At 35.0% G+C, this 10,871-nt stretch carries 9 protein-coding genes; all 9 read right to left on the bottom strand.

The genetic code is table 11. The features are described 5' to 3' along the window. Nucleotides 1-92 precede the first annotated feature (92 nt). Nucleotides 93-341 carry a hypothetical protein gene (locus tag G0Q09_RS13920; RefSeq protein ID WP_219035325.1) on the bottom strand — a complete coding sequence of 83 codons (249 nt, stop codon included), beginning with the start codon at nucleotides 339-341 and terminating at the stop codon, nucleotides 93-95. A 478-nt stretch (nucleotides 342-819) separates the two neighbouring features. After that, nucleotides 820-2,472, bottom strand: a complete 1,653-nt coding sequence (merA, locus tag G0Q09_RS13915) for a mercury(II) reductase (RefSeq protein WP_219035324.1) — start codon at nucleotides 2,470-2,472, stop codon at nucleotides 820-822. Continuing rightward, nucleotides 2,469-2,828 (bottom strand): heavy-metal-associated domain-containing protein, encoded by a 360-nt coding sequence (locus G0Q09_RS13910; protein WP_027375686.1) that lies wholly within the window; start codon nucleotides 2,826-2,828, stop codon nucleotides 2,469-2,471. The genes merA and G0Q09_RS13910 overlap by 4 nt, the downstream gene beginning before the upstream one ends. A gap of 47 nt (nucleotides 2,829-2,875) precedes the next feature. After that, nucleotides 2,876-3,481, bottom strand: a complete 606-nt coding sequence (merTP, locus tag G0Q09_RS13905) for a mercuric transport protein MerTP (protein WP_219035323.1) — start codon at nucleotides 3,479-3,481, stop codon at nucleotides 2,876-2,878. Beyond that, a complete protein-coding gene (locus G0Q09_RS13900) occupies nucleotides 3,478-3,855 on the bottom strand; it encodes an ArsR/SmtB family transcription factor (RefSeq protein WP_058699658.1) in 378 nt (125 codons plus the stop codon). Before G0Q09_RS13900 ends, merTP begins: the two co-directional genes overlap by 4 nt. Before the next feature lie 465 nt (nucleotides 3,856-4,320). Further along, the gene (locus tag G0Q09_RS13895) at nucleotides 4,321-5,301 is read right to left on the bottom strand and encodes a PD-(D/E)XK motif protein (protein WP_219035322.1); all 981 of its coding nucleotides are present in this window, start codon (nucleotides 5,299-5,301) and stop codon (nucleotides 4,321-4,323) included. Beyond that, nucleotides 5,298-7,610 (bottom strand): Z1 domain-containing protein, encoded by a 2,313-nt coding sequence (locus G0Q09_RS13890; RefSeq protein WP_219035321.1) that lies wholly within the window; start codon nucleotides 7,608-7,610, stop codon nucleotides 5,298-5,300. Before G0Q09_RS13890 ends, G0Q09_RS13895 begins: the two co-directional genes overlap by 4 nt. 2 nt (nucleotides 7,611-7,612) lie before the next feature. Then, nucleotides 7,613-9,151, bottom strand: coding sequence for an ATP-binding protein (locus tag G0Q09_RS13885; RefSeq protein WP_219035320.1), 1,539 nt, complete (start codon nucleotides 9,149-9,151; stop codon nucleotides 7,613-7,615). Further along, nucleotides 9,148-10,485, bottom strand: a complete 1,338-nt coding sequence (locus G0Q09_RS13880; RefSeq protein ID WP_219035319.1) for a DNA cytosine methyltransferase — start codon at nucleotides 10,483-10,485, stop codon at nucleotides 9,148-9,150. Before G0Q09_RS13880 ends, G0Q09_RS13885 begins: the two co-directional genes overlap by 4 nt. Nucleotides 10,486-10,871 lie beyond the last annotated feature (386 nt).

Here is a 10,871-nt window from a genome sequence, read left to right as displayed (position 1 = left end):
TAATAAAATTCTAATTGTTTTCTTTCTTAAACTATAATTAATTTTTCTTTTCATCCTTCAATAATTAAACAATCAAAATAAATTATTAACGTTTATCTATTCATACTGCTAAATGTATAAATATTATACATAGCGTCTCCAAGTTCAATTAACTCATTTGAAGATAATCCTAAGTTAGCCTCTTCAAATACTTCAATTGTTAAAGCTCTTTTTGCTTCACAATCTTCTTTTTGAACAATAGTTTTAGATTCTTCAATCTTTGATACTTCAATCTTTTCACTTGAAGCAAAAGTAAATGTTCCTATTAGCATAAAACCTAATGTGAAAACTAATCTTTTCATGTAATTTTTTGTTTTAAATTAATTAATCTGCTACCTGCAGTAGGTTGGAATTAGTTCCCTTATTGGTAATCATTTATCTAATCAATTTGTTTACAAAATACGATTTAATCTCTTTCGTAGTGAGTGACTTTATTTGAGAACTTTGAAAAATATGTTCTACAAAACTATTTTAATAAATCGTAAATCTTGGACGTCATGCTGTTAAAAATTGCCACCAACGGTCTCGTGTATGAGCAGTAGCGGATTAGAAGCACTTTCCTGTCCGTTTAGCACAAAGTTTATTAAATGCACAGAGCTTCGATTTACCACTTCACCCGCTATTGCTTATACACAATGTTGTGCGTTCGCCCTTTATTTTCAGTCGGTTTGGTCAATATTCAAAGGTAGGATTTTTTCAGTGGGGAAGGCACACTCTCTTGCAAGTTTTGGTCAGGCGTTGGCTGGTGCGACTTGCAAGAGTGTGTGCCTTTGGGTCGGATTAACTCGCACAGCAACTTAATTTCGATAAGTCTTTTCCAAAAGTTATCGCAGCTAATTTTATTCCTTCTCCCAAAGTCAAATAAGGGTAAAAACTGTCTGCCAAGTCTTTTACAGTTATTCCGTATTTGATTGCCATACTTAATTGTTGGATAAGCTCTCCACCTTCGGGTGCGACTACTCTTGCACCGATAAGCTTGTCTGTTTCGGTGTTGCGAATGAGTTTAATAAATCCCCTTATGTCGTTTGCTGCTATGGCTCTCGGCACGTCTTTCAATTCCAACTTTGAAACTTCAAACGGAATGCCTTTTGCTTCTGCCTGTGCTTCGTCCAAACCTGCCCCTGCAATTTGTGGGTCAGTAAAAACCACCCAAGGCAAAGAAGAATAATCGGCTTTGTTTTCTGCTCCTGAAAAAGCATTTTCAACAGCAATTTTGCCTTCAAATGCGGCAGTGTAAACAAATGCAGGGGTGTTGGTTACGTCTCCTGCTGCGTAAATGTTGGATAGATTGGTTTCCATTTTTTCATTTACAGCGATATGTCCGCTTTGGGTGAGATCCAATCCAATGTTTTCTAATCCTAATTGGGTTGTATTGGCTTTTGTTCCCGTGGCAATTACGACCTTTCCTTTTTCCACTATTTCGGTAAATGAACCGTCAGGACATTTACAATGAATTATCGTTTCGTTTCCGTTCTTCTCGAATTTCACGGCTCTGAAATTGGGTAATATTTCAATGCCTTCTTTTCGCATTTGAATTTCCAATGCTTCGCTGATGTCAGGGGTTTGTGTTCGCAATACTCGGTCGGTAAATTCTATGATACGAACCTTTACACCCAAACGATTATAAGCCATTGCAATTTCCAATCCGATGTAACCTGCTCCCATAATAGTCAGACTTTCAGGTTTTTCTTCTAAATCGAAAAGAGAAACATTGGTCAAGTAGTCAATTTTGTCCAATCCTTCAATAGTCGGAATGTTGGTCGTAGCTCCCGCAGCAATTAAAAATTTGAAGGCTTTGTATTCCTTGCCATCAACCAAAATGGTTTTGTTGTCTTTGAATTTTGCCCAACCTTTTAGCATAGTCAGGTTTTCAAAATCGCTCACCACATCCATATACTTTTTCTCTTGAAGTGTGGCTACTAATTTTTTCTTGTCTTTGATGATTTGAGCGAAATCAATGTCAACGCCTTTTGGTTTGATACCATCAAAATTGGAATGGGTAGCGTGATAAGCCGTTTCGCCTGCACGAATTAGATTTTTGGAAGGTACGCAACCTACATTGACACAAGTACCGCCAAAGTCCAAACCACCGTTTACCATTAAGGTCGATAAACCTAAACTTTCGGCTTTGATAGCTGCCGAAAATGCAGCCGAACCACCACCGATAATTATTAAATCAAATTGATTATTCCTACTATTTCCATTTTCAGAAATTTCACTTTTTACACGATAGTTTTTTGTGCCGTTAATGGTATTGATGATTTCTTCTTTACTTGTTTTGGTAGGGTCAAAAGAACATTCACAAGTAGCTTTTGGATAGCTCACATTTGCTTCTTTTACACCTTCGTTTTTGGAAAGTAGTTTTTCAATGCCTGTGGCACAATGGTCGCAGGTCATACCTGTGATGTCTAGTTTTATTATTTCTTTGTTCATAATGATTTCTCTTTTTGATTTTCCTTAATGATTTCGGCTTTATAGCCTGTCTGCTCAATAACCTTGATGATGGCATCAGGATTTGTTTTCTTTGGGTCGTATTGGATGGTTGCCAAATCGCCCGGATATTCCACTTTGTGTTCAATAATGCCGTCCACTTCTTTGAGGGCATTTGAAATATGGTTGGAACAACCTGCACAAGTCATTCCCGTGATTTTCAGTTGCAGGGTCTTACCTTCTTGCTGTGTTGTATTTGCTGTTTGTGCTTTATTGTCAGTCGGTTTGCAACATTGTGCATTGAGCTGAGCAATTCCAATTAGGAACAAAGCACTCAATAGAATTAAATTCTTTTTCATTGTGTAATTATTTAATTAAGTTCTTAAATACAAAAGGCAAAAAAATACTATTTCTTGCCAACCACTTTGTAACCTGTACCGTTGATGGCTTCTTCAATTTGAGCTAAACTAACTTTGGTTTGGTCAAATTCTACTTTGGCAGTCGCTTCTTCATAAATCGCATCTACCTTAATAATACCTGGCAATTTGTTCACGTCATTTTCTACGTGTGAAGCACATCCATTGCAAGTCATTCCTTTTACATCAAAAGTTACCGTTTGGATGTCAGAAGCATTGACGATTACAACTTCCTTGTTGTCGTTTGAAGGATAGAAAATGTGTGCATAGTTTGGAAAAGCGAGCATCAAGGCTGCAAACACGGTTACAATTCCCAAGAATGTTTTGGTCTGCATAAAGGGTTTTTTTTCGTCTTCTTCGCAATCGCATTGGATTTCTTTCGCTGTTCGTGGTTTGAGTTTCTGATACCAAGCAAAGCCCAATACCAAAACGGTGATACCGATTAGATAAGGTCTTGCTGGTTCCATCCATGAAAAGGTAGATGCCACTCCTGAAGCTCCTGAAATAAGAGCCAATACAGGTGTAATGCAGCAAAGTGATGCTGCTACTGCCGAAAGCACACCCGCTCCGACAAGTCTGTTGTTTTTCTTGTTCATACTGTTTCCTTTTTTGAATTGTTTATGATGTGTTTAAAAAATGGACGAAGTAAAGTAAGTTGCTCCTGTTTCAAAGAGTAGAAAATGGTTTGTCCTTCTCTTCTACCTTCAATGACGTTTCCGTCTTTTAGTTTTCTGAGGTGTTGCGAAACGGCAGGGATGCTCATTCCGAGAATGTCTGAAAGGTCGCAAGGACAAAGTTCGTTTTCTTCTTCTAAGAGAAATAAGATTTTCAATCTTACTTCGTTTCCTGCCAATGCTAAAAGTCCACTCAGTTGGGTGAATGCTTTGTCGTTGGTTTGCAGTATTTCTCTACAATTGTCTATTTGAACCTTGTCGGCAAACACACGGATACACGATTGATTGTTTTCCATAATTTCCTTGTTTAGGATTTAATAACGCAGCAAAAATACAAATAGTTTTCTTATTTAAGCAAATACTTAATTATAGTTTTTAACAATTCTTCTTTGTCAGCGGTGGGTGATTTAGCTCTTTTGGTTTTTTAGCGTTGGCTTTGAGTGTCGGAAAAACCAAATGTGCTAAATGTGCGGTGGGTTTTTAGGGTGACGCACAACGTTTTGCGGCTTTGCGAAGAAGCGGATTTCGAAGCATTAAACTGTCAATAAACCACAAATGTTGATACGAGGTAGAATGTTCAATTAACCACTGAACCCGCTTTTTTGCAAAACCGCTGTTAGCACTTCGCCCTTCTTTTCTGTCGTGTTGTTGTTTGTCCATTTTGTTCTGTCTTGGTGCGTTGGTTTGGTGGCTCTTTTGGATTTTTTAGCGTTGGTCTGTGCGTTGGAAAAAAATACAAATGTGCCACCAAATGCGTTGGCTTACGTGTCTTTAAATAATTGTCCGTCAGTTAATATTTTTGTTATGTCAGTTGGTTTAACGTTAGTCAAGTCTGATTTGAATTTAACCTCTGAAACTCTTTCAGGAATATTAATTCTTTCAACTTTTGAAATGTCTTGATGTCTGTAAAACCTTAACGAGTTTTTCGCCAAATCATAATCATATTTAATTTTTGTCGTCTGTTCAAAAGTGTTCCCAAGAGTTTTTGAAACAATTCTAAAAATCTTTTCTTTCAATTCTATCTCTACAATTCGCTTGTCGATTTTGTCTAACAAGTCAAGGATATTCAGTCCATTTGAAACTTGTTTAGTAAAAATGGAAGCAATAATAACTTGGCAGTCAATTGTTGGATTTAATTGTTCTGCTGTAAAAATGTGAACCCTTTCTAAATTACTGCTGCTTTTAACTTCTATTTTTTCGCTATCTGCATTGAAGTCAAATTTTTCTTCTGGTATGTTATGCCAATAATTAATTAACGTTTCAGGTTTTTTACTTTGTTCAATAAGAATAAGTTCTGCCCAAAGTCCTTGAATTGTTTTGGTTGGTGTTTCTGTTAATGACCTAAAAATTTCAACGAAATTTTTAAATGTTTCAAAAACTTCTTTTTGGGTTGGCTTTTTTGAAAGTGAGTTTAAAAGTGAATGAGCAATTCCAAGGAAATAGTTTTGCAATGTTTCTTCATTGCTTTTAAATATGATTACAGAGTAATTGTCAATTTTAGATTTTCCATTTTCTGAAACTTTACACTCAAGATTATGAGTAAGTTCAATATATTTTAGCTTGATGTTTTTTTGTAATAAATGGGTTTGGTCAAACTTTGAAGAAATTAATATTACTGGAAATCCAAGATAGTTAACTCCAATTTTAGCAAATGGAAAATCACTCAATGCGTTAGCATTGAATAATTTTGGATTTTCCGTTTTGGGAATTTCTATTTCTAAAAAAACATCTAACAAGCTCATATATTGTCGGGTTGTCTAATGATGTCTTTACCAATAGTTTCAGGTATCCAAATAGCAAGACTTACTAAATCATTGTACACTACATTTCCATTATCGTCCAAAATTGGATTGCCACTAACATCAGTAAGATTTAATCTGTGAATTTGGATTGTAACCTTATCTTGATTTTTAATGTTTCTATCTCCAATGTAAACTTCGCCTTTTCTTAATCTTCCATTTGACGTAGGTTGCTCCCCTTGAAAAAGTTGCTGAATATTGTCGTTTTGGTTTAATCTACGTTGTCTTGTTGTTTGGACAATTGCATTATTCTCAATTCTTGAACTTATCAGATAAACTAAACAAGTTTCGTTTGGATTTTCTTGTAAGTATGAATTTAATAAACCCCTTAAACTTGAATACGTTTGACTGTCTGTTTCTCTTGTGAATTTTAATCTATTTAAAAGTTGCTTTAAACTTTCTTCAAGCGGTAATTCTGCTTCTAAGTGCTTTTGTAAGTCTGTTCGTTCCGTATGCCCTTGGTTAGTTGCAAAACTTGTAATGTGATTATTTGCAAATTCCGCAACAACACTCTTATTGAATGGTATTAAATTTTCTGTGTCGTGAGGTGCTCCTACAATAAACCATTCTTGACCAAAGTAATCTCTATCAATGTCATTGAATAAAATATTTGGTCTTGTAAGTCTTAACATTTGGTCTAAAACCGCTTCTCTGTCCCATTCGTTTAAGTGTTTGTTGTTTACGTCAAATTCTTCTAAACGCTGTCTAACATCCTCCTCGTGTTCTATGATTGCTCTAAATGCTTCAATGTTTGGGTTGTCCAACCAAACTCTGCAAAAACCCAAATAAGGTCCTTTGTAGCCAAAAAATCTTGCTCTTTGTAAAGTTGTATCAACTTGTCCAGTAGCTAATGGTCTTGGCATATATGAAACAGTCAAGCCTTCAACGGTAAATCCTCTGTCCATTGCTTGACCACCAACTAAAATATGAGAATAAAAATCACTCCAACGAATTTCAGGCGTTCTTCCCCGACTTGCATTAATTTCCATAATTCTTGTATTTTTAATGGAATGCAAAAGTCTTGTGTTTGTGAGTTCTTCAAAAGCTGGTAAGTCGGTTACAGTTAAATTTAAGTCGTCATAAGCTTCTTTAAATTCTCTTAATAATTCGTTTCTTTCTTCTTCATCGGCTGGCGATGTACTTTGTAATAATGTTTTCCAACTTTCACAAACATTTCTAATCCAAGTGAAGTAAATATTTTGAGAATTGGTTAAACGTGATGGGTGAACCATCATAGAACGATTACGTTGGTCTCGCTTTATTTCTCCTGCAACAACTCCCAAGAAAAATATTTTTAAAGCAAAAAGTAAACTTTCTGGTGGTTCGTGGACGGGATTATGATTAGATGGAATTTCTAAATCAGGAATTCGTCTAACAAGATTTGGGTTTTGTACAAAGAAAGCATTGCCTCCAGTATATCCGTTTCCTGGGGTTAATAGTTTTATGAAATTGGGTGAAAGTCTATCCATAATATTGATGAATAGATTTGCCTGTGGTGTTGCTGTATATTGTAAAAATGTATGATGAGGAAAAACATTTCTTAATTCATTAATTCTTCTGTAGATTGTTGAAACCTCTCCTTCATTTACACCTTCTCCAGCATTTGCGTTGGCTCTTGCTCTTGTATTTAAACTTGCTTGGTCGCTTTCATCATCTATAATTAAAGTTGGCACACCATTTAGGTTTAAGTCGCTTAAAAGATTGGTTAGGTTTCTTAATCGACTGCCATTTTTCATAACAGTAATCAATAGAGTTGAGCAATTTTCTCTTGGGAAAGTTGGGTCTGCCCATTGCTCCAATTTCATTTCAATTGTATCTCTATCTTCTTGTGTTCCTGCATTTTTTATTATTGTCCATTTACGGTCAAACCTTGTTTCAACTCGTAAATCCTTTTTCATTCTTTCAAAGGATTGCTCTGAAAGAGGAATTGAAGTTCCTGCAATGATTATTACAATTTGATATTGATTGTCGTTGGCTAAAGCTGCAACAGAAGTAAAAGAAAGCGTTTTTCCACTTTGAACATACCCAATAACCAAACCCGTTTCAACATTTTGCTGTTCGGCTGGATTGCCACACATTTCCAAAATCTTAAAGGTCTCATCAATTACACGGTCGCCAGTAGCGTTTATATTTCCTGTGCTATCTGTAAATCCTTTGTGCTTGAGTAATCCTTCAATTTCTTCCCCTTGATAGGGTTGCCATTTTGAATTGTTTGGATTTGTATTTCCTGTGATTTCTATTATTTCTGCCATAACTAACTTTGAGAGATTTTTGTGATTAGTTGATTGAAATTTCTACGAATTTCTCCTTGGGTTTTTGCTCCGCTTTCTTTAGCTATAATTTCTGCCAAACCCATTGCTGCTGCCATTTTTAGAATTGGTTCAATTTTCCCATTTTCAGTTCCTGCATACTCAACCATAAAAGGGTGAGTTAGAGAAAGGCGAATTCCAATTTGTTTTACATTAGGTTCTGTTGAAGGTTCTTTTATTAAATGTGGACCAACTTCGAGCAAGTCATTTAAAGAAGTGTCGTATGAAAGTTCAATTGAAATAAGCCAATTAATTTTATTGAAATTTACTTTGAATGATTTGTAAATTCTTTTTTCGGTTTTTGGTAACTCAATTTCAACTTCACTTTCAACTATGGGATTTTCAAAAGTTTCCTTTATGGCTTCAGGTGCTTTCTGCTCGAAGTCAGAAACGGTATGGCTTAAAGCTTTGATACCTGAATTTCTATAATCAGTATCATTTGCTCTTGCTCTAAATTTTTCAGCTTGCGTTAGTAATGGGAAATTATCGTGTGAAAGTTCATCTTTTAGACATTGTAGAAACACATCAAGATTTTCATCCCATTGAATTCCTTTCTTTGTGAATGAAACATCAAAACCTTCTAAATGCAGTTCTCCGAAAACTCTTTGATAGCGATAGCTATTTGGTGCACCAAAAATAAATTCAGGTCTAAATCCATTATCAAAACTTCCTTCAATAACTCTTCCTCTTCTAAAAAGTGCAAATCCCGCTTCTGCTGTTGAGCCTGTTTCTCTAATTCCAACAAAACCCTTTACGGATAAACCATCTTCTAATCCAAAATTAATTTCCCTTTTCCATTTTATTTTTTCTCCGTTTGGTTCATCATATTTTGGTGCAATGAGAATGTTTGGTTCTGCAAACTGCAATTCAGTGTTATCAACAATTAATTTTAAAATGCCTTTGCGAAGAAATTCTCTGTAAATGCTTGCTAAATGTGATTTTACTTTTCCAAGTCCTTTTCGCCTTGGCATCTTGTTTACATTTATTAATTCAATAATTGTGTAGTGATGATTTTTATCTGTTGTTTTTGATGTGAATTCTAATTCTTCAAGTTTGTCCTCAAAGATTTTATTCATATCAAATTTTACGGTTTTCTCAACCGTTTCATTCAATGCTTTTGTTCTTACAGTCCAGTAGTCAGAAAACCAACAAGAAGCAGATTTCATTCCCATTCCAAACTCAGAAAGACCAGAAGTATCTGCTGGAATTTCAGCAGCTCTAAAAGCTCTATTATAGTTTGCTTGTTCAATTCCACCTGCATTATCACGAATTGTAATTTTGTTTTCGGGGTCGTTAATTTCGATTATTACTTCTAATTGAAAATCTTCTCCGTGAAGTTGTTTTAGAGCTTTTTCATTATTCAAATAACTTGCAATTGCATTATCTACAAATTCAGCTAAAGCAAACCACGTTTCATATTCTAAGAATTTTAGAACAGAAAGCATAGAAACATTTGGTCTTATGTTTATTTTGTTTTCACTCATACGGTTAAAGATTGTGTTACTTTATTCCCATTCAATTTTTTTGCCTTTTCCTTTGGCAAATCGTTTGGGTCTATTATTAATTGCTTTGCAATTAATTCAACAATATGAGAATTTACTGCGTTGCCAAGTGCTTTGAAAGCTGCACCTTCGCTTTCAGGCAATTTTATGCCAGTCAGAGATTGAAGTTTTAAACCTTCTTTTTTTGTTATATATCTTTTCTCCCAACCAATAATAGGAATTTGTGTATTTGTACAAACCAATGAAGGAAAAAAATCTGCCTTTTTTATTCGTATTCCAGATGCTCTAAATTGTAAAATGTAGTCGGTTATTTTTCGCTTGTTCTCTCCAACATTCCATTCTAACTTTTGCCAACTTTGAGAAGGTAGTTCTGAAATACGTTTTACAACATCTTCAACATAGCTTTTATTTTCCTTGTAAAATTGCCTGTTGTATTTTATGTATCGTTGTTTCCAGTCGGGAAATTTTGTTTCAACTCTTGCGTAACTTGGAAGGTTTGCCAATTGTTCTTCTTTGGTCATTCCTTTTAAACTTATTCCAAAATTGCCTTTGTATTTTGAAAGTTCATTAGCTGAAAGTAAATGAGGAAATTCGTCTTCAAATGGATAAGTTGCTCCAAACTCCATTCCCCAAATAGGAAAGCCGGGAAGTTTTACGTCTTTTGGAATATTTGAAATAAATTCTTGCCAAAGTTTTATGCAGTCTTGATTGGCTTTAGGCAGTTTTTTTGCGTCTGCTGGTTCTACTTCAATGAACTTATGAATATCAATTTTATTGGTTTTTCTTTTGTCGACTTCGTCAAAACTGAAATGGTCTAAACCAATTCTTGAACCTACAATAAATATTCTTTTTCTATGCTGTGGAATTCCAAAGTCTTGTGGCGAATAAATATTATGGTCGACTTTATAACCAATTCTATCTAATTCACTTTGCATAAATTCCCAAGTTGCTTCGTTGTCGTGTTTGGCAATGAAAGGGACATTCTCAAGTATGAAAAATGTTGGTTTTCTAAATTCAAGAATTTTTACAATTTCGTCAAACAAAGTTCCTCTGTCGTCATCTCGTCCTAGTTGTTTGCCTGCTTTAGAGAATGGCTGACAAGGAAAACCACCGCACAAAATGTCGTGTTCAGGTATCGTTTCAATTTCTTTGTCAACTATTTTTTTTATGTCTCCGTGTACTTCAATGCCCCAGTTTTTCGTGTAAACTTCTCGCAAAATAGGGTCGAGTTCACTAACAAAAACACATTCGTGTCCGAGTTTGTGAAGAGCTTTATGAAAACCGCCAAGTCCTGCGAATAAGTCTATAAATTTCATTAATTATTTTTCTAATTTAAAACTGTCAAAGTTACAATTTACGTTTTGGTTAATGTCAAAAGTTGCCGTTAAGTTGTCCATTGTCCGCTGTTGGGGTGGTGGGTGGGCTTGGGTGCGGTTGGGCAAAATTAAATGTGCTGCAAAAGTGTTGGCTTATGTGTCGGCTTGCAGCTCTTTTAATTTTGCGAAGGGTTGGCATTTTGTCTGTCATTTTCCTGTTCGTTTATTGTCGGTCGTGTCGTCTTTTAGGGTGAGTGCTAACACTCAAATATACGAAATAATATTTTATATACAACTTAAATTTTAAAATCACAAAACACTGTATATTAACACACAATATCAATATTTATTTGTAAATTAGTCATTCTATTCATAATAAATATTTG

It is taken from the genome of Empedobacter falsenii (assembly GCF_019308355.1).
Lineage (GTDB): Bacteria > Bacteroidota > Bacteroidia > Flavobacteriales > Weeksellaceae > Empedobacter > Empedobacter falsenii_B.
Note: the sequence above shows the minus strand (reverse complement) of the source record. Positions and strands in the feature narration are given on the sequence as shown.

What these genes read in the sequence shown, in the direction of transcription:
- G0Q09_RS13920 (WP_219035325.1), bottom strand. Translation starts at nt 341, where the DNA reads ATGAAAAGATTAGTTTTCACATTAGGTTTTATGCTAATAGGAACATTT.
- merA (WP_219035324.1), bottom strand. Translation starts at nt 2,472, where the DNA reads ATGAACAAAGAAATAATAAAACTAGACATCACAGGTATGACCTGCGAC.
- G0Q09_RS13890 (WP_219035321.1), bottom strand. Translation starts at nt 7,610, where the DNA reads ATGGCAGAAATAATAGAAATCACAGGAAATACAAATCCAAACAATTCA.
- G0Q09_RS13910 (WP_027375686.1), bottom strand. Translation starts at nt 2,828, where the DNA reads ATGAAAAAGAATTTAATTCTATTGAGTGCTTTGTTCCTAATTGGAATT.
- merTP (WP_219035323.1), bottom strand. Translation starts at nt 3,481, where the DNA reads ATGAACAAGAAAAACAACAGACTTGTCGGAGCGGGTGTGCTTTCGGCA.
- G0Q09_RS13880 (WP_219035319.1), bottom strand. Translation starts at nt 10,485, where the DNA reads ATGAAATTTATAGACTTATTCGCAGGACTTGGCGGTTTTCATAAAGCT.
- G0Q09_RS13895 (WP_219035322.1), bottom strand. Translation starts at nt 5,301, where the DNA reads ATGAGCTTGTTAGATGTTTTTTTAGAAATAGAAATTCCCAAAACGGAA.
- G0Q09_RS13885 (WP_219035320.1), bottom strand. Translation starts at nt 9,151, where the DNA reads ATGAGTGAAAACAAAATAAACATAAGACCAAATGTTTCTATGCTTTCT.
- G0Q09_RS13900 (WP_058699658.1), bottom strand. Translation starts at nt 3,855, where the DNA reads ATGGAAAACAATCAATCGTGTATCCGTGTGTTTGCCGACAAGGTTCAA.